General features: G+C 47.7%; 16 protein-coding genes. 7 read left to right on the top strand and 9 right to left on the bottom strand.

Going from position 1 to position 19,164, the window contains the following annotated elements; translation table 11 throughout:
• Positions 1-78 precede the first annotated feature (78 nt).
• Together D8Y20_RS01370 and D8Y20_RS01365 are read left to right on the top strand one after the other, a co-directional pair.
• Positions 79-861, top strand: a complete 783-nt coding sequence (locus D8Y20_RS01370) for a MipA/OmpV family protein (RefSeq protein ID WP_236075179.1) — start codon at positions 79-81, stop codon at positions 859-861.
• A 687-nt stretch (positions 862-1,548) separates the two neighbouring features.
• A complete protein-coding gene (locus D8Y20_RS01365; protein ID WP_121541233.1) occupies positions 1,549-2,502 on the top strand; it encodes a hypothetical protein in 954 nt (317 codons plus the stop codon).
• A 330-nt stretch (positions 2,503-2,832) separates the two neighbouring features.
• Here D8Y20_RS01365 and D8Y20_RS01360 read toward each other — a convergent pair whose 3' ends face one another.
• The 6 genes from D8Y20_RS01360 to D8Y20_RS01335 all read right to left on the bottom strand — a co-directional run bounded on the left by D8Y20_RS01360 (position 2,833) and on the right by D8Y20_RS01335 (position 11,441).
• Positions 2,833-4,335, bottom strand: a complete 1,503-nt coding sequence (locus D8Y20_RS01360; RefSeq protein WP_121541232.1) for a leucyl aminopeptidase — start codon at positions 4,333-4,335, stop codon at positions 2,833-2,835.
• Between the two features lie 212 nt (positions 4,336-4,547).
• Entirely contained in the window at positions 4,548-5,987 is a 1,440-nt protein-coding gene (locus tag D8Y20_RS01355) for a TrkH family potassium uptake protein (RefSeq protein WP_201265491.1), read from the bottom strand.
• 3 nt (positions 5,988-5,990) lie between these two features.
• Positions 5,991-7,364, bottom strand: a complete 1,374-nt coding sequence (gene trkA / locus D8Y20_RS01350) for a Trk system potassium transporter TrkA (protein WP_121541231.1) — start codon at positions 7,362-7,364, stop codon at positions 5,991-5,993.
• On the bottom strand, positions 7,361-8,785 hold the full coding sequence (locus D8Y20_RS01345) for a sigma-54 dependent transcriptional regulator (RefSeq protein ID WP_121541230.1): 1,425 nt from the start codon (positions 8,783-8,785) through the stop codon (positions 7,361-7,363). Before D8Y20_RS01345 ends, trkA begins: the two co-directional genes overlap by 4 nt.
• A complete protein-coding gene (locus D8Y20_RS01340) occupies positions 8,782-10,938 on the bottom strand; it encodes an ATP-binding protein (protein ID WP_236075177.1) in 2,157 nt (718 codons plus the stop codon). The genes D8Y20_RS01345 and D8Y20_RS01340 overlap by 4 nt, the downstream gene beginning before the upstream one ends.
• The gene (locus D8Y20_RS01335) at positions 10,935-11,441 is read right to left on the bottom strand and encodes a DUF4390 domain-containing protein (protein WP_121541329.1); all 507 of its coding nucleotides are present in this window, start codon (positions 11,439-11,441) and stop codon (positions 10,935-10,937) included. Before D8Y20_RS01335 ends, D8Y20_RS01340 begins: the two co-directional genes overlap by 4 nt.
• A 342-nt stretch (positions 11,442-11,783) precedes the next feature.
• On the opposite strand from D8Y20_RS01335, the gene tolB reads away from it, so the two are divergent.
• From tolB to queC, 5 genes are all read left to right on the top strand, one after another.
• Complete coding sequence (tolB, locus tag D8Y20_RS01330; protein WP_121541229.1) at positions 11,784-13,079, top strand: Tol-Pal system beta propeller repeat protein TolB; 1,296 nt, start codon at positions 11,784-11,786, stop codon at positions 13,077-13,079.
• A 96-nt stretch (positions 13,080-13,175) separates the two neighbouring features.
• Positions 13,176-13,694, top strand: a complete 519-nt coding sequence (gene pal, locus D8Y20_RS01325) for a peptidoglycan-associated lipoprotein Pal (RefSeq protein WP_121541228.1) — start codon at positions 13,176-13,178, stop codon at positions 13,692-13,694.
• 11 nt (positions 13,695-13,705) lie between these two features.
• Positions 13,706-14,605, top strand: coding sequence for a tol-pal system protein YbgF (ybgF, locus tag D8Y20_RS01320; RefSeq protein ID WP_121541227.1), 900 nt, complete (start codon positions 13,706-13,708; stop codon positions 14,603-14,605).
• 23 nt (positions 14,606-14,628) lie between these two features.
• The gene (locus D8Y20_RS01315) at positions 14,629-15,267 is read left to right on the top strand and encodes a radical SAM protein (RefSeq protein WP_370050390.1); all 639 of its coding nucleotides are present in this window, start codon (positions 14,629-14,631) and stop codon (positions 15,265-15,267) included.
• 25 nt (positions 15,268-15,292) lie between these two features.
• The gene (gene queC / locus D8Y20_RS01310; RefSeq protein ID WP_121541226.1) at positions 15,293-15,985 is read left to right on the top strand and encodes a 7-cyano-7-deazaguanine synthase QueC; all 693 of its coding nucleotides are present in this window, start codon (positions 15,293-15,295) and stop codon (positions 15,983-15,985) included.
• Between the two features lie 6 nt (positions 15,986-15,991).
• Here the strand turns inward: queC and D8Y20_RS01305 are convergent, their stop codons facing one another.
• From D8Y20_RS01305 to D8Y20_RS01295, 3 genes are read right to left on the bottom strand one after another with little or no spacing between them, the layout of a single operon-like run.
• Positions 15,992-17,131, bottom strand: coding sequence for a hypothetical protein (locus D8Y20_RS01305; RefSeq protein WP_201265490.1), 1,140 nt, complete (start codon positions 17,129-17,131; stop codon positions 15,992-15,994).
• A 29-nt stretch (positions 17,132-17,160) separates the two neighbouring features.
• Positions 17,161-17,883 (bottom strand): ABC transporter ATP-binding protein, encoded by a 723-nt coding sequence (locus D8Y20_RS01300; protein WP_121541225.1) that lies wholly within the window; start codon positions 17,881-17,883, stop codon positions 17,161-17,163.
• Positions 17,883-19,160, bottom strand: a complete 1,278-nt coding sequence (locus tag D8Y20_RS01295) for an ABC transporter permease (RefSeq protein WP_121541224.1) — start codon at positions 19,158-19,160, stop codon at positions 17,883-17,885. Before D8Y20_RS01295 ends, D8Y20_RS01300 begins: the two co-directional genes overlap by 1 nt.
• Between the last annotated feature and the right edge of the window lie 4 nt (positions 19,161-19,164).

The following is a 19,164-nucleotide window of genomic DNA, read 5'->3' as shown; positions in this document are numbered from 1 at the left end:
ATCCACCATATATATGCCAAAAATAATTTTCATAGCCTTCTTTTCAGACATTATTTCTGCACATTCATTATCCTTCTATTGAGTCTGCCCGGCCTTGCAAAAGCCACTGAAAATCTTCCCAAATGGGAGGTTGGTGTTGCCCTCGGTGCAATATCTCTACCTCAGTACATGGGCAGTAACGAGCGTTATCAACTGGCTTTACCTCTGCCATATTTCGTCTACAGGGGAGACCGCGTCAACGTGGATCGCGGTGGCATCCGAGCAGAAATTTTAGGTCTCAAGCGCCTCACCCTGGATGCCTCCTTTGGAGGCGGCCTGTCGGTTCGCAACAACAACAGGGCGCGGGCAGGTATGCCAGAGTTGAAGTTCTCATTTCAGTTCGGGCCCCGTTTAAACTGGCAGATCATGGAGTCAGACACCTCAGGTATACGATTCCGATTACCTTGGCGCTGGTCGATCGACACCAGAGGACAATCATTGGGATGGCTATCCGAGCCTGAGCTACAATGGCAGTTGAACCCAGATGCCAACACTCAATATCGCATTGGCCTAGGTGCTCTTTACACTTCTGAGAAATTCAATAGAACCTACTATGGCGTAGCTCCGCAGTATGCCACGGCAACGCGTGCGGCCTATCAGGCCAAGGGAGGGCTGCATTCGATGTTTGTCTCTGTATCTGTCAGCCATCGCTGGTCTGACCGTGTTACCGTTTTCGCCTCCACACGTTATCGCAATCTTTCCACCGGTGTTGTCGCCAATAGCCCGCTCGTGAAGGATAAGAATTATCTAACCGCAGTCGTGGGTGTTAGCTATAGCATCTGGCAATCTGAAAAAAAAGTCTCAAACGATATTGCTGATTAGGAATGAGCCTTTTTTACCAATATTGTAAAACATTATGGTGTACCTCTACAAACAAAGTTGGCGAGATACATACGTTATCATCAATCTAACTTATTCTAGGTGCCTTTGAGGATCTAGTTTTGACCGACTTCTGTCTTTGGTGATCGGCGTATAACGGAGCTAATAAGCTACATTAGTGAGCTGTAATCAAACTGAAGTAATTCAGTTTTTCCTAGAAGGTGAGTAGCTGTCAATATTTTACATCAAAACAAATACCGACTAGTGACCATCCTCACTGATTGCCCTAATCACTATGCATAGCCTTCGAAAGATGATGTACCCTTGCAACAAATTATTTTCGGTTTTTTATTCATCTCAAGCACATCATGCCGATTTCGTTGTTCCATCACGTTACTCGGGGAGGCTGCTGCTGCGCATACAGATGAATTATTCCACTCTAAATAAGGCATCACAATTACCTATATGAATCAACAGTCTAGAAATACGGCCAATCACCTACTTGAATGGTGTCTTATATTGATCTGAACCCTGTTTGTGCGGGCATATGAGAGTCTGCCAAGGAACATGAATAGAGCAGCCATGGAACTTACTTTGGCTCCGCAATAATTACTTTGCTGATTCTGCCAACAGAAAGTCAAAATTCAAAGCTGAACTTAAGCCTTCCACGAATGATAGGGGTAAGATAATATGAAAGTGAATACATTGATTAGTGCTTTTTTAATAGGTTTATTAAGCATTGGAGTTGTTTCCTGTGGAGGAGGTGGTGGTGGTACTGGTGCGAGTAGTGCTAGTGCTGGCGGGAACAACACACCCCAGTACACCCCAAGCCAGGCTGCGTGGGCTACATTTTCCATCAAGCCATTGGCAAGCGGCATCAACACCTCTCATGATCCGAATGGTATCGGCTGGTTAACCCCAGCTTCTTGGCAAAGTGCCCAATGGAATGGAACTGTCTACAACCCGGAAACTTTGACAAGAACTCAATTAGCCGCTGCCATCTGCCCAACCGGTGATCAAATTAGAGGTATCAGGGAGGTTTTTTACGCGACCCAACCCTTTGCGAACAACATGAACCCCACGAAGGCTGAGGTCGATGAATGGCACAGAATTGCAATTAACCATGTGCGAGCACTGGTTGGCTATACAAACCCGGCTCAAAAAGTAAAAAAAGATTATTGCATGTTTGCGCGCGCACTTTGGGGTCAGGAGAGAAAGTTCACCACCAAGTGGGACGCCAAATATCCTGGAACCGTGGGATCTGCTTACGGCCCTTGCCAGGGCGGAACAAATCCACACTGCGGAGCAACTTTCATTCCTGCCTATGCAGATCAGGCACCTTATCTGCCAGTTGGGCATCCTGGGTGCGCTATACAAGCTGGTGCTGAGGGCACTACCAGCGCCCCCAAGTCAAATATCCCTTGGTCTATCAAATGGTCGAGGGCTTTCTGTGGATACCTTGGAAGCGAGGGTTTTTGGGGAGGACACGTTGGTCCTTTTTTTCACAGAGAGAAGTTCGGCTTTAGCTTTTGGGATAACGCCAGCACAAATAATAATAGCAACGCAACTTTACGCGCAAAATGGAGCGGTAGATTGATGAATAATCTTTACATAGATCCAGACGGAACCGGAACAATGTACTAAAGTTAGTTAATGCAAAGTATCCCGATGAGTCTCATTGCATGAGGCTTAGGGCCGCGGAAAAATTCAACCACTGTGGAAATCGGGGACAGTGTATTCATTTGTCAACGTTGCGTTTCCTGCCCTGCTTTCGTAGACGCAAAATCTTACCTGTATATAATTCCAGCTTGTCTAAAAAAGTCTGAATTAATATATACTTGGTGAAAATAGTGCTTGCATGATCGTAGCCATATGTTGCCGGAAGCAAAGTCATTCACAATGTACAGGTATAATGTAACCCAGCATGCACAAACATTGTCAGTTTGTGCACGCTGAATAAAAGAGCTATAATAATTACCCGGCTTTTCTACTCAAGTAATCAACAACCAGACGCACACCGGCACCCGTTCCACCTTTGGCAGAAATATCATTGCCCTTCATATTCCAGGCTGTGCCGGCAATATCCAGATGCGCCCAGGGCACATCACCCACAAAACGTGAGAGGAAACAAGCTGCGGTAATCGTGCCCGCATCTCGCCCACCAATATTCCTTATATCCGCAATATCGGACTTGATCTGCTCCTGATACTCCTCATGCATGGGCAGTTCCCATACACGATCATAGGTATGATCACCAGATACTTTCAAATCTTGCTTAAGTGTTTCACCTGTACCCATCAGACCACTTGCATGCGCACCCAATGCAACCACACAAGCACCGGTCAGGGTGGCAAAATCGATAATTTCAGCTGGTTTTTGCTCAGCGGCATAGGCCAATGCATCCGATAATATGATACGACCTTCCGCATCGGTATTCTGGATTTCAATCGTGATATCTTTTTTATAGCCCACCAGAATATCACCCGGTTTGTAAGCAGCCGAACCCAACAGGTTTTCAGTCGATGGAATCACGCCCAGCACATTGATCGGTAGATTCATGGCTGTGATCGCTTTGAATATGCCCAGCACAGCAGCTGAACCACACATATCAAATTTCATTTCTTCCATCTGCGCACCGGGTTTGATGGAGATACCACCGGCATCAAAGGTTAAACCTTTGCCCACCAGTGCAATCGGTGCATCGCCTGCTTTGCCACCCTTATAATCCAGAATGATAAAACGCGGTTCTTTGGCAGAGCCCTGATTCACAGCCAACAGCGCATTAAAACCAGCCTCTTCAATAGCTGCTTTATCCATCACCGTTACATTGAGTTTTTCATGCCTTAATGCTGCGGCCTGATCACCAAGAAATGCCGGTGTACATACATTGCCCGGTTCATTGGACAGATCGCGTGCAAAGTTGGTACCTGCAGCAACGGCTCGGGCGCGCATCAACGCAGACTCAGCCGCCTCCAGATCAGTTTGTGAAGGAAGCATAATAGTTACTGAGCGCAGTCCACGATCTTGCTCATCTTTTTTATGCTGATACTTTTCAAAACGATACAGTCCCAGCTCCACCCCTTCAGCAATGGCCTGAACCTTATCGGTTAATGAAGCACCGCCCACATTCAATTCCGTTAAAAACAGGGAGACATCACGCGCCCCACTCTTATCAAGCTTACGTGCTGCTTTTGCAGCCAATACACGCAGTTTATGCAGAGTGAGTTTCTGTTCATCTCCGACACCGAACAACATCACGCGCTGCGTATCTGTACCTTCCACATCATACAGAGTTCTACTGCTCCCGAATGAACCCATGCAATCACACTTTTCCAGGAAATTAGATAACACGTCCCCAGTAGCCTGCTGCAATGCCTGGCCCGAAGCTGTTAACTTACGCCCATCCAACAACGGCAACACCACTGCATCATCACGCTGTGTATGCGCAGACCCTACTTTCACATTCAATTCAATCATAAAAAACACCTCAAAAATAAAAACACGCTGTCAAACAAGTAACTGATTCAGCTTGCCGCTTGTTTTTCTGAGGGCAAGGCGAAAAAGCGGAGCCTACTTGCTGGCCGCTCTCGCACGTCCTGTGCTACGCGGCATTTGAACATCCTGTTCGTCATAAGCAAACATTTTCAACGCAGCCATCAGAAAAAAAAGTGGTGAGATGAACAGTTACATCAGTTACGCCAGAATTCTGGTATTAAAAGCACAAAGAACGTATAAATTTCCAACCGTCCCAGCAACATGCCAAAAATCAACACCGATTTCGCCATATCGGGCAAAGACTGATAATTACTATATGGACCCACATCACCAAAACCGGGGCCCGTATTGGTAATACAGGCAGCAGCAGCAGTAAACGCTGTCACCATATCAACACCTGAGATTGCCACCAACACGGCAACAATGAGATAACAGACAATGAACAGTACTGCGAACCCCCACAAAGCCTCAGTAACGTCGGCTGAAATGCGTTGATTTCCCATCTTCACATGAATGACACCATGCGGATGCACCAGCCGCCGAATTTCGCGTAAGCCCTGACGAAACAGCAGTAAAATACGCACTACTTTCATGCCGCCACCGGTTGAACCGGCACATGCACCAACAAACATGGTTAACAATAACAACAGCGTGGCGCCAGCCGGCCATAAATTATAATCACTAACAGCAAAGCCTGTTGTCGTTGCAATCGAAACCACATTAAACAACACATCAATGGCCTCATCATCACTACTAGAAAGTAGCAAAAAATTAATCAACATCACCAACACAGCGATCCAGATAATATAGGTTCTGAACTCTTCATCTCTGAAATAGGTGCGCAGAGAAAACCCACGCAGTGCTGCTGCAAAGTGCAGCGTAAAATTGATCCCGGCCAGCACCATAAAAAACACACCAATCAGTTTCAATGTAGGACTATCAAAATAGCCAAAACTAGCATCATGGGTAGAGAACCCACCAATGGCTACCGTACACATAGCATGATTAATGGCGTCAAAGGTATTCATACCACCCAGGTCATACGCTATGGCACAGATGACTGTCATACCAAGATATAGAAACCATAATAGCTTAGCCGTTTCTGTCACACGCGCCGTCAATTTATCTTTCACCGGGCCCGGCGTTTCCGCCTTGAATAGCTGCATACCACCCACACCCAACAACGGCATAACCGCTACAGCCAAAACGATGATTCCCATGCCTCCCAACCACTCCTGCATGGAACGCCAGAATAGGATTGAGCGGGGCAGATCATCAATACCTGATAAAACAGTCGCGCCTGTAGTTGTAAGGCCAGAAGCAGACTCAAACATGGCATCCACCATCGAAGGCAGCGTACCCGTTGTCCAGAACGGTACGGCTCCAATCAATGCAAGTACCAACCACGCCAAAGCAACGATCAGAAAACCATCACGATGGGTTAAGCGCTCAGGTGCTCCGCCGCCGAATCGCATCATGCTCAAACCAATCAGAATCACAATCGCGCCAGCTTCGAGAAACTCGGCAATGTGTCCCGCATCGTAATAGATCGCCACCAAGGCTGGCACCAGCATGCTTGCCCCATACAGAGCTACAAGCACACCAATGGTCCATAACACACCCAAAGGATGCATGGTTTAAAAGAACTCCAGGTGCACTTCGAACAGCTTCTCTACTTCTACAACCGATGCACTGGTTGTGACAATCAGCACATGATCATGACTTTCAACTTCCATATCACCATTGGGCACAATCACTTTGCCATCACGCAAAATGGCACCAACCACTGTATCCTCCGGCAAATTCAGTAAACGCAGCGGTGTGTTCAAAATAGCACTGGTTTCCAGCGCCTCCGCTTCCAACACTTCCAGGTTGCCATCGGCCAACGATGCCATGCCATGAATTTTTCCCTTACGCACAAAGCTCAACATAGATGCCACAGTCGACAGGCGCGGAGATACCGTCACATCCAAACCAATTTGGCGCACCAACTGTCCGTAAATAGAACGATTCACCAGCGTCACCACATGCGGAACACCATAACGTTTGGCAATTAAACTACTGAGAATATTTGTCTCATCATCATTGGTCATGGCAAGAAAATCATCCATCTTATCAATGTTCTCTTCTTCCAATAATTTTTGATCCAAAGCATCACCCTGAATCACAACAACGTTATCAAATTGATCAGACAACCACTCAGCTCTGGCTTTATTAAACTCTATCACCTTCACCAGAGAACCGACTTTTTCCAGTTCCTTGGCAACAATAAAACCGATGTGACCACCACCAACCATAAGCACATTACGTCCCTGAGGAGAGTGACAGGCAAAATCAAGCACGCCCATCAATGGATCAAGCTGATCTTTTGCTACCGCCACATAAATACTATCACCGGCCAGCAGTACCGTTTGACCATTAGGAACGCGCCAGCGCCCATTATGTTCATGGGCGACCACATACACACGTAAGTCTCCCATCACTTCAGGTAAATCCATCAATGACAAGCCGGCCAGATTACTCTTTGGCCGAACGGTAAATTCAACCAGCTGAATAGCGCCATTAAAAAACTCTCTCGCATCCAGAGCACTCGATACATTCAAGCGCCCCATCACCACCTTAGCGGCCTCCCCTTCCGGCGATATAATGACATCGATAGGCAGATCATCACGACCGATCAAACCAGAATAGTTAGCATAATCCGGTTCACGCACACGAGCTAACTTGGTAGGCACTTTAAATAGTGAATGCGCCACCTGACAGGCCAGCATATTCACTTCATCATTGGTGGTTACAGCAATTAACAGATCCGCATTGGCTGCTCCGGCATGCTCCAGAACACTTGGGTGCGAAGCCATACCACAGACGGTTTTCACATCCATAGCATCTGCAATCACTTGTAAGCGATCTTCATCCTGATCCACCACGGACACGTTATTACCCTCTGAAGAGAGCCGGCTGGCAATATGGTAGCCCACCTCTCCAGCCCCTAAAATGACAACATTTTTCATGAGGATCCCTTCTCTGGTGGCACTAGCCCGAATGATTTTATTTTGCGATGTAACTGACTACGTTCCATTCCAATATCTGCAGATGTACGGCTGATATTCCAGTCATGTTTATCCAAATGCTGAAGCAAGTAAATACGTTCAAACGCTTCACGTGCATCATGAAAGTTTTCAACATGCTCATCATCACTTACATGTTGAGAAAACCGGCCATCCTCTCCATATGTAGCTTGTGCTGAAGCAGTCTGGGTAGAAGATTGATCCGGAGGCAACATCGTTGACAGCGTCATCTGTTCACCCGGCATCAGAATATGACAGCGTTCAATATAATTACGCAGCTCACGCACATTGCCGGGCCATGTATATAATTTAAGCGCTTCAACCACATCGGCTTCAAAACGTACTGCCTCGCCACCCAATATTTTGGCCTGCTCATCAGCCAGGGTCTCCAATAGCAGAGGTAAGTCTTCAAAGCGTTGATGAAGTGCAGGCATACGAATCGACACGACATTCAAGCGATAATAAAAATCTTCCCTGAGCTTTTCTTCATGCAAGGCCTGATCAAGATCTTTAGTGCTGGCAGCAATCAAACGTACATTACTCGGAAGCGGCGTGGGATTACCCAAGCGCTGGATCACGCGCTCCTGCAGGACCCGCAACACCTTCGCCTGTGCCGCCATACTCAGCTCAGTCACTTCATCAAAAAACAACGAGCCATGATGAGCCGCTTCAAAGCTGCCTCTTTGCGCATGCAAAGCACCTGAAAAAGCACCTTTCTCATGGCCAAAGAGTTCAGAATCCATTCTTCCCGCAGCGACGCTGGCGGTATTCACTTCAATAAAAGGGGCCTCTTTTCTTTTTGAAGCAGCATGCAACATACGCGCCGCCACAGCTTTGCCCGTACCGTGTTCACCCAACAGCAACACAGGAGCATCAGAGAGAGCAATACGCTTAATCAATGTTCTTACTTCAGAGATCGCAGCACTATCGCCTATCAACTCCTGCTGACTATAATGCACCACATCCTGACGTTTCAGGTCGCGATTTTCCTGTTCTACTCTGCGTTTGTGCACCGCATTGCGAGCCAGAATCATCAAACGATCAAACGACAACGGCTTCTCAACAAAATCAAATGCACCTTGTCTGGTTGCTCTTACAGCCGTATCAATAGTGGCATGACCCGACATCATAATAACAGGTAAATGCGCATCCATCTGCTGAATACGATTCAAGGTTTCCAAACCATCAATGCCCGGCATCCAGATATCCAACAATACACAATCCACCGGCTGCTTACGCAATCGGGCAATCGCTTCTTCACCTGATGCGGCACTTACTACCAGATATTCTTCATCCTCAAACAGTCCCTGCAAGGAATCACGAATCGGTTCTTCATCATCTACAATCATGATACGCGCAGTCATGTCGCCTCCTTCTCTTGCACATGGCGGGGTAATTTCAAACAAAAATGTGTAGGTCCAGCTAAAGAGAGTAGTTTTAGATCACCACCATGATCTTCGGCAATACGCTTAGCGATAGCCAGTCCCAAACCGGAACCATCTGACTTGGTGGAATAATAGGCTTCAAACAGTTTGGTGGCATTCTCAGCATCAATACCATCACCATCATCTTCCACATGCCATTCAGCAAACGCATCACTAACCACCGCATATACGCGAATCGCACATGTTTCATCGGTTGCGGAAACAGCATTGTCCATCAGATTGATCAATACCTGCCTCACCTGATCAGGATCACACTGACAAAGCGCATGTTCATCTTCAATAATTTTAACAGAAATTCTTCGATAGCTATGAAACAACTCATACATATCCGATAACAAGGTATTCACCGGCACTTCGCGTAATTTTGGCTGAGGCATACGAGCCAAGGTCGAAAAATCAGAAATCAGGCGCTGTAGTCGTTCCGTCTGATCAATAATGGCCTTGGTACACACATCAAACACCTGTTCATTATCCACCTGTTTACGAAAACGGCGTTGCAAACGTTCTGCAGACAATTTAATCGGTGTTAACGGGTTTTTAATTTCATGCGCCAAACGTCTGGCCACTTCGGCCCAGGCTTTGTTTTTCTGAGCCTCTGCCAACTCTGAAATATCATCAATCACCAGCAAGTAACCCGAGAAAGCCGTTCCACTGGCACTCAAGCGCGCGCCGCGCGCCAACACATGCAGCGTTCTACCTTCAGAGAGAGCCATATCAAACTCTCGCTGCAAATAATCTTCTTCCTGATGGCGTAATTCATCGTAAAAGTCACCAATATCGTGCATATTTCCCAAACTGAGTTCAGCAAAATCGGCACTGGGTTTCCACTCCTTCGGTAATTGAAGGATATCTCTCACAGCCTGATTAAGCAGACGCACACGATGTTCGGAATCTATTAAAACCACACCGGAGTGCAGGTTCGCCAACAACGATTCCAACACATACTGGCGTTGGCGACTGCTATCAAGCGCACTGGTTAAGTCCAACTGAGCCTGTTCAATGGCCTCAACATTTTGTTTTAATCGATTGGCCATCGTATTAAATGATCGCCCAAGTGAACCCAGTTCATCACGCGGTGAATGCGCGATTTCCACATCCAGATCACCCTCTGTAATCCGATGCAATGCCTCAGCCAATTCTCCAACAGGTGCAGTCAGCCGTCGTGCAAACAACAGCGCCACTACACCGGCCAATAACACCACTACCAATGTCACAAAGAGCATCACATGCGTAAACGTGCTTCTGATCGTTTGGCGATTACGCTCTAATTGGCGATAATTGCGATAATCTTCCTCTACAGATCGAGCATTTTGAATCACGCCAGCAGGCAACTGCACCTCTACCCTCAATAAACCGAGGACTGAAACTGGCCCCACCAACGGTGCATAACCCACCGCGACTTCTCCATTTTTATGCATCACCAATTCAGTGACCACGCGCCCCAAACGCATCGCCAGACGGGCTGTACTATTCAATGGACTGGCTTGCAATGCAGTGAGCTCTCCTGCTTGAATGCCTCCAATTTGCCGTTCGTTGACATCAAAAAGTTCAACTTTTTGCCAACCCTCAGCCTTACTCATTTCAGTTAAATAGACATTGCTTGTACGGTAATCCATGTTACCCGTCACCGCCGCCAATAGTGCGGCATCAGAGATGTAATCGAGTAAATCACGTTTCATATCCTTTTCAACACGCTCATAAAAACCCTGAGCGAGATTAAGAGCACGATCCAGCAATGTATCCACACGCACATCAAACCAGACATCCATACCCTTATCTACCATCTGACTGGCGGCCATTTGAATCACCATCGCGGGTACAAGCAGCATCGTCACCAAGGCAATCACAAGCTTGGCACGCAAGCGCGAACCCGGCGCTGGTTCTCCAGTCTCGCGTAGCAATCGAATACCATATTGAACCAACAAAAGGGCCATCAACAACATCAAACTGACATTTACCCATGCCAGCAAGCCGCCCCCACTATCAGTGGAAGGCCACAACATCACGGTCGCCGTTAACAGTAACGATGCCATTAACAGAGGCACCAGTCGCATCGCATTCACTCGATTCACGGCAGGGTGAAATCCTTTCGCATGGAAGCTGCCGTTGTTGGCCACAAACTTGCCCACCAGGCCGGATTGATGGCTCCAACATGAATATTAACATTTACAGCCGCCCGATAGGGCACATTTGTCAGCAACAAACTTCTATCCAACACAGGGAAATGTTTCAAAACGGAAAGAAATACTATGGCATCATCGATACTGTACACACGTTGAGAAATACCGCTGGATACATCAACCAACAACCAACTGTGTGTGAGCAGATCCGGTTCAACACGGCGCATCACTGTAATATTGCCAATGCTCTCATTCAACCAATATTGACGCACCTTGCCAATTTTCACATGCCACTCTGTCGCCACAGCAATGCCATCCTGCATAGGAAGCTTGAAGACGCTGTTTTTCACACTCAGTTCAGCAGAGCAATAAATAACCTTCTCTTTAATTTGAATATGCAGCGTATCGGATGCATCTTCAGCAAAACTCGCTTGCATCATCATCAGAACAGCCATCAGCGTCCCACTTAAAATCAGGATAGGCCTATTGCATTTTTGAAACCAATTATTCATCAGGACGGAGTGTAACTCCAACGTCTGACATTGACACGTTGCGCATGCCTTCTCCCCTTTTTTGATCCCACCGTCGGAAAGTACAATCCGAGAACATGCGACTGTATGATTTATCATCACATCATACAACAAATACGCAACTGACACGCCCTGCCAACATATGAAGCAAGCGTCCACGGCAATCACAGATATACCATTTCCCCTTACCAAGCTACAAGCGCCGTAAAAGCAGCATAGTATTTCTTCCACCTTGTTTTACAGCCACCGCAACGCTAGAAAGCTGCTATGCGTTATATACTCACATTTATCTTATCTCTATTTCTCAACACTCAGCTCTTTGCTGCTGATTTTGATATTTACCAATCCGATTATCGTCCCTTACAACTGGCGCTTGTCATCAATACAGCGTCTGATCCCGGTGTGGCAACAGATTCCGGCCTGGCAACAAAACAGCGCCTTTTATTATATCAAATTGCCAAAAATGATCTCACATCCAGTCAATCATTTAACATCATTGATCCCATGGCCTTTATAGCCAGTCCCGCTGAAGCAATACAGCAGATTGATTACAGTGACTGGACACTGATAGGAACAGAAATCCTTGCTCTCTGTAGCATTCACCAATCCGGAACAGACAGAGTCACCGTCAACATTCAGGTGCATGACCCATTCCGCAACAAAAAACTGATCGCACTCAGCGTAGAAGGAACAAACGCGAATATGCGCCTGTTAGCGCATCGTGTTGCAGATCAAATTTATAAAGCAGCACTGGGCATCCCCGGCTATTTCACCAGTCATCTGTTATATGTAAGTAAACACGGTGAGTATTCTGATTTGGTTTACATGGATCAGGACGGCGCCAACAAACAGGCCGTTGGTCAAAATTTCACCCTGCTGCTATCTCCGGACTGGTCTCCAAACGGTCACCAGGTTGCACTCAACACCTATGTTGGCAATCACCCAAGACTAGAATTTTTCAATCTTCGCAGCGGTAAAAGAACAGCCTTTGGCAATTTCAAAGGCCTCAATAGCACGCCAGAATTTTCACCCGATGGCCGTTTTGTTGCCGCAACGCTTTCCTACACGGGCAACACCGACATTCATATTTATGACATCAAAAAAGGAACATGGCGCCAGTTCACCCACAATAAAGGCATCGATACCACCCCTACTTGGTCACCGGATGGCAAGTCGATCGCATTTGTCAGCAACCGCACAGGTGGCCCGCAAGTGTATCGCAAAGCCGTCTCGGGCGGCAAAACCATACTGGTCAGCACTAAAGGTAGCTATAACACTTCCCCTTCGTGGTCACCACTGGGAGACAGAATCGCAATGATTTCGAAGAAAGGCTGGACTTTTGCCGTCGCCACCGTACGTATTGACGGGTCTGATATTCGCTATCTGGCAGAGGAAAAACGTATTGAATCGCCGACATGGTCACCCAATGGCCAGATGCTTCTGTATTCGGTAGAGAAATATAATATACGTCGCATTTATCGTGTCCCAAGTTGGGGAGGCAAGGCAGAAGCAATCACTTCTAGTAATATTGATGCATCTGATCCAGCATGGTCACGCCATTAAAGGCAAACACCCCATCTAGCTAAATAAGCTAATGGGTTGACTGAAATCACCCAAATGTCACTATGCGACATCATAATCTACCTAGGGAGAAAATTTATGTTCACAAACCGTTCAAAATCTAAAACCGTCATGATCGCCTTGGCAGCAGCAACAATGCTATTTGCTGGCTGTAATAAACATGTGGTAGAAAGTACTGATTCCAACACCAACGCTACACCTACACACAGCAGCACAACATCAACCCCTTCTACTCACGGCGTTAGCACTTCTAGTGACGCAGCTAAACCATCTGCAACTGCAGTGCATTTTGCATTCGACAGCGCAGCACTTGATGGTGCAGCCCAAGCCACTCTGGAAGCTTATGCAGCATGGTTAAATGCAAACAGCTCTACTAAAATCACTATCGAAGGCAACTGTGACCAACGCGGTAGCCGTGAATACAATCTGGCTCTGGGTCAGCAGCGCGCCGACAGCGTACGTGACTACCTGACCGCTCGCGGCGTAAATGCCAGCAATGTTGACACCGTCTCTTTTGGTGAAGAACGTCCAGCATGTAGCGGCAGCGGCAATGCCTGCTGGGCACAAAACCGTCGGGGTGACATTGTTATCCGTTAAAAACACGCTTCATGCATTATGATCCATTGTACATCAAACAACGGCTAGCGGTTCATCCGCTGGCCGTTATTTGCTTGTGCGCAACTGTATTAACGGCATGTGCCAGTGGTGATAAAAAGATCAACTGGCCTCAAGACAAGCCTCAGATACAATCTGATATTCAAGCCATTCAACATGAACAGCAGGTTTCTGCCAACAGCTTACGCCAGCAAAGTATTGCAATTGAGAGCTTACAACAAAAAATTGAAGCGCTGGAGCAGGTGAACATTCAACATTTAGCAACCATTGCTTCACTATCCAGCCATGTAGAAGAGTTGCACCGTCCAAAAAAAGTTATCGCGAAGAAAAAGATCAAAAAGCCGACTAAGAAAGCCACCATCAAACACCCTACACCTATTGCCGAATTGCCCGCTGTAGCACCCACTCCTGCTCCAATTAAGCCAGCAGTTGACCGTGCAGCGTTGGCAGAGGCTGAAAAAAATGCTTATACCGCCGCCTATCTTGCACTAAAAAGCGGCCGTTTTGACGAGGCATCTACAGCCTTCAATCAACAACTCGATTCCTATCCGAATGGTGAATATGCTGATCAAGCATGGTACTGGCTTGGTGAAACACGTTTTGCCCAAGGTGATCATGCCAAAGCACACAATGCATTTAAATATGTGGCAGACCACTATCCCAACAGTGTCAAACATGCCGGTGCTTTACTCAAACTCGGTCAAATTGCCCAACAACAAAACAAGCACACTGATGCCCGAAATTATTACCACCGTCTGATTCAGAGCCATGCCGACTCCAGTCTCACCGAACAAGCGCGCTCTGCCTTAGCCAATCTGCCAGCCAGCCCGGAAGCACCACAAGAAAACACTCCGGAACCCTCTGAAACAACCATTACGGAGAATCCGCAATAACTGCTTCTTCGTACCGCCTTCGAATGTATGAAATGTATGACAGCGTCCAGGGAGAAAGCACTCTGGCCGGACTGCCTTGCACATTCATTCGCCTGGCAGGATGCCCACTCAGGTGTTCTTATTGTGACACGCCTAAAGCCATTCCAACCGATAGCGGTCAATGGATAAACATCGATGAAATTATACATCAGGTGAAACAACACAATCGCCCATTGGTATTGCTAACCGGTGGAGAGCCACTGGCACAACGTCACTGCAATACACTCTTAAAACGCTTATCCGAATTGGATTGTTTCGTGCAACTGGAAACATCCGGCGCTTACTCCATAGCATCGGTGCCGGCTGGCATTCGCCGTATTGTCGATATCAAAACACCGGGCAGCGGTGAAGTACAACGCAATCACCTGCAAAACCTGCAACATCTTGTCGCAGGTGATGAAATAAAGATCGTACTGACTGATCGCAGTGACTATGAGTGGGCACGTGATTTTATCCGTGAACACAAACTAGGCCTGGATGATGTGCCTGTCCTGCTATCTCCTGCATGGGGTGATATTTCAGCCGCCGATTTATGCGCATGGTTATTAGAGGATCGTCTGCCAGCCCGCATGCAGATGCAAATGCATAAAGTGATCTGGGGCTCGGAAGCCGAAGGCGTTTAACTACAAGGTTTATGGGTACACAACAATGAATACAACAAGCAAAAAAGCAGTCGTCCTACTTTCAGGCGGCCTGGATTCCAGCACAGCACTGGCATGGGCAGTGAGAGAACAAGGGTGGGAATGCCACACTGTCGCCTTTGATTATGGTCAGCGCCACCGTATTGAACTGGAGGCCTCCGAACAGGTAGCGCGTGCCTTCGGCGTCACCGACCATCGTGTGATAAAGGTTGATCTACGTAGCATCGGTCATTCTGCCCTCACATCGGATATGCCCGTACCCAAAGACCATGCCGATACAGCAGAGATTCCCAGCACCTATGTGCCAGCTCGCAACCTTATTTTTCTATCCTTGGCTGCAGGCCTGGCAGAAGCTGTACAGGCAACACGTTTAGTGATCGGAGCCAATATTGTGGATTACTCCGGCTATCCGGACTGTCGCCCAGAATTTATGCATTCATTTGTACGCACTGCCCTGCTAGGTACTAAAGCTGGCAGTGAAGGTGGTGATCTGGAAATTGCAGCGCCACTGATTACCCTGAAAAAATCCGAAATCATCGCTTTAGGTCTCAAACTAGGACTGGATTATGGCCTGACGCGTTCCTGCTACGACCCTCTGCCTGATGGTGCACCATGTGGCCACTGTGATTCCTGCTTCTTCAGACAACAGGGGTTTAGCGACCTTGGCCAACAAGATCCGCTACCTTATCCTGAGCAGTAAGGGCCTTTAAAAATACCAATCAGCACGAACAGCATACAGTGCTTCCAGACGCGCAAATTCACTGCCCGCATTACCCTGAGGTAACTGGGTAAAACATTGCACTTCAAGATCTTCAGCAACGGACCATGTTATGGATGGCATGGTGAACGAACCGGATTTCTGCATATCAGAAATAAACAATATTTCGGCACGCCAAAGTGGCGTGAGATCGTAAGCCAATTGCGCACCAAGCAAATGATTAGACAATCCACTAATGCGATCCTGACTCACCACTAAACCTGCCGCCCCATTATAAAAGTATTCTATGGCCGTATATAAACCATTGGGGAACCAACTGTTATTCCATGTGTAATCAAGGCCAGCAACAATTTGCCCATAAGCACCCTCGCGTGGATTCTTAGCCTGCATCCATTCCACGCGTATGCCTGCATCACGCAAATTGCCTGTCACATCCATCCCCAGGATAGATTCATCAGCAATACGCCCCACCATCATCGACAGATCAAAATCACCCCATGTATCCTGCCATCTCAAAGCCAGTTTGCGCACCGCAGCATTGGCCACACTCGCAGGTGAAGCGACAGCCAACACATACGCACTATGAGAATAATTCCACTGCAATGCAGCTGCATCCACACCCAGCTTTTGATCCAGCTCCAACGCAGTCGGCTGCACCGGATTAAAACGATCTGTCGGATTCCAGATACGGCCTGATCCCCAGGCAACGCGCTGACGCCCCACTTTAAGGCTGACATCTGCTACATCATAAGAAATCCAGCCACGATATAATGCATGTCTCCAGTTTGTATGTCGGGACTGAGTCAGCGTCATACTGCCATCCAGCCACGTTGCATCAGGCCTATTCAGCCCGGCATTCACTACAGGATCAGCCAGCATAGCGCCCCACAACAGCTCATGATCATAGACCAGATGAAACCGCATCATGCCCGGCCCAGTTTCACTCTCCCCCTCTACTTGCAGGCGCAAACGATTAAGGTCTGTTGTACGGCTATTGCCAAACGTATCCTGCGTTTGAAACAACAGGTTGGTGTACTGTCCTGATAGTTCCACCGCCAAAACAGGTGTAGCACATAACACAACAGCATAAAAAAGAGATAAAATTTTACCCCTAAAAGACAATCGCATTAAGCACATCGAAAATACAGCATCCGCCATTAGCTAACTGTATCGCCTTTAACTGCCTCGGTGTCTTTGCCCTCAACTGAAACAATCTGCCCATCCTGCATATTGACCAATGTACGAGCAGAGGCAATCACCGCAGGATCATGCGAAGCAATCACAAACGTTGTGCCCTGCTGCTCATTCAAGCGGCGCATCAGAGCCATCAATGATTCACCTGTATGCGAATCCAGATTGGCGGTTGGTTCATCCGCCAACACCAGGTCGGGATTAGAAGCCAACGCCCTGGCCACTGCCACACGCTGCTGCTGGCCACCCGACATTTGATCCGGCCGCCTGTTTTCAAATCCCTGAAGCCCCACCTCAGCCATCCAGTGATCGGCCAAGGCAAACCGCTCTTTTTTTTCCATACCCTGTAACTGCAACACATACGCGACATTTTCTCGCGCACTTAACACGCGAATAAGATTATAAGACTGAAACACGAATCCCAGATGATGCAAACGAAACGCCGCCCGCTCTGCTGTCGATTTTACCAACACATCATCACCGGCAATCATAAGGCTTCCGGTATCCGGACGATCCAAGCCACCGAGCATGTTCAATAATGTTGTTTTACCGGAACCGGATCGACCCGCCAGCACCACATATGCCCCACGTTCAATTGTCAGATCAACACCGGCAAGTGCTGCAACCTTCATCTCACCACTTTCATAATAACGTGTTAAACCACTGGCAGAAATCAATGTATCAGACATTACAACTCCCTAAGCGCATGGACTGGTTCTAGTTTTGACGCTTTCCAGGCCGGAATCAACCCGGCAATCATTGCCCCGATAATGGCCGCACCCAAGATACGCAGCATGCTATCGAGCTCCAGTACCGGGTGTATCACCGGATCCATATACATAAACGAAAATGCCACCGCGAACTGAGACAAATCTATTCCCTGCTGGCCATACCATAGCGACAGGCCACCACCGATCACAAACCCTGCCAAACCGCCGATCAACACCAGAATCACCGTCTCCCAGATCACCATGGCAAACACCTGAGCAGGCATTACCCCCAGCGCCCCCATCAAGCCGAATTCGCGCACCCGTTCATGCATACTCATCAACATCGTATTGAGCACTTCAACCAGCACCACAACAATCACAATCAACAGTACAATCCACGTATATGCATCGGCAAAATCGGCCCACTGCTCAGCCATAGGGTCAATATCATTCCAGCGCAAGGTTTCTAATATTTGCCCGGAGGGCAGGCCCTTTTGATCAGCTCCATTCACCGCCTGTGCTGACAACATGGATTTGATGCCATCAGCCATCGGCGTCACCTGCTCAAAACTGTCGGCTCGAATCACAATATCGGTGACTGCATTCCCCAGACCTAGCCAATGCTGTGCTGTTTTCAATGGCACAATGACAATCATATCATCCACTTCCATCACACCTGAATGCAGTAACCCACGCACCCTGAACACCTCTGAAGCAATATCACCACCGGGTACTGCAGCCATCAACACCAGTTTATCGCCCATGGCAACACCCAAACGATCAGCCAGCACATCCCCCAACACAGCCCCCCGCTCATCTCCATCCGGCAGCCAGCGCCCCTTATTTACAAATGAGGCCAATCGACTTATAGCTTTCTCTTTTTCAGGCTCTACGCCATAAATGAACGCTCCTGCATTGGAACCGGCACTGGATGCAAGTCCAGATACGCGCACGCGTTGCGCTATTGCCTGTATCCCGGCCTCACGGCTTATGCTTGTTATCACCTGCTGTGGTGATTCGATGCGTTGTGACAATTTTCGGCTATCTTCAAAACCTGCCGCATGAATCTGGATATGACCGGTCACCGTTAGTGCAAAATTCGTTTTGATCTGCTGCATCCAGCCATCATCCATGGCTGAAAGAAATGTCAGTGCGGCTATGCCAACAGCAAGCGCCGCCGATGTAAGTACTGTACGCAAAGGATGAAACCACAGATTGCGCCAACCAAGCTTGAGATAAATAGACAGATTATCCATCTGC

Origin of the sequence: Mariprofundus sp. EBB-1 (assembly GCF_003665155.1) — a bacterium.
GTDB lineage: Bacteria > Pseudomonadota > Zetaproteobacteria > Mariprofundales > Mariprofundaceae > Mariprofundus.
Note: the sequence above shows the minus strand (reverse complement) of the source record. Positions and strands in the feature narration are given on the sequence as shown.

Excerpts from the sequence above, each read along its gene's own strand:
- D8Y20_RS01355 (WP_201265491.1), bottom strand. The coding sequence starts at position 5,987 with ATGCATCCTTTGGGTGTGTTATGGACCATTGGTGTGCTTGTAGCTCTG.
- D8Y20_RS01335 (WP_121541329.1), bottom strand. The coding sequence starts at position 11,441 with ATGGCTGTTCTGATGATGATGCAAGCGAGTTTTGCTGAAGATGCATCC.
- D8Y20_RS01305 (WP_201265490.1), bottom strand. The coding sequence starts at position 17,131 with ATGCGATTGTCTTTTAGGGGTAAAATTTTATCTCTTTTTTATGCTGTT.
- pal (WP_121541228.1), top strand. The coding sequence starts at position 13,176 with ATGTTCACAAACCGTTCAAAATCTAAAACCGTCATGATCGCCTTGGCA.
- D8Y20_RS01315 (WP_370050390.1), top strand. The coding sequence starts at position 14,629 with ATGTATGAAATGTATGACAGCGTCCAGGGAGAAAGCACTCTGGCCGGA.
- D8Y20_RS01365 (WP_121541233.1), top strand. The coding sequence starts at position 1,549 with ATGAAAGTGAATACATTGATTAGTGCTTTTTTAATAGGTTTATTAAGC.
- D8Y20_RS01295 (WP_121541224.1), bottom strand. The coding sequence starts at position 19,160 with ATGGATAATCTGTCTATTTATCTCAAGCTTGGTTGGCGCAATCTGTGG.
- D8Y20_RS01360 (WP_121541232.1), bottom strand. The coding sequence starts at position 4,335 with ATGATTGAATTGAATGTGAAAGTAGGGTCTGCGCATACACAGCGTGAT.
- ybgF (WP_121541227.1), top strand. The coding sequence starts at position 13,706 with ATGCATTATGATCCATTGTACATCAAACAACGGCTAGCGGTTCATCCG.
- queC (WP_121541226.1), top strand. The coding sequence starts at position 15,293 with ATGAATACAACAAGCAAAAAAGCAGTCGTCCTACTTTCAGGCGGCCTG.
- tolB (WP_121541229.1), top strand. The coding sequence starts at position 11,784 with ATGCGTTATATACTCACATTTATCTTATCTCTATTTCTCAACACTCAG.
- trkA (WP_121541231.1), bottom strand. The coding sequence starts at position 7,364 with ATGAAAAATGTTGTCATTTTAGGGGCTGGAGAGGTGGGCTACCATATT.
- D8Y20_RS01300 (WP_121541225.1), bottom strand. The coding sequence starts at position 17,883 with ATGTCTGATACATTGATTTCTGCCAGTGGTTTAACACGTTATTATGAA.
- D8Y20_RS01345 (WP_121541230.1), bottom strand. The coding sequence starts at position 8,785 with ATGACTGCGCGTATCATGATTGTAGATGATGAAGAACCGATTCGTGAT.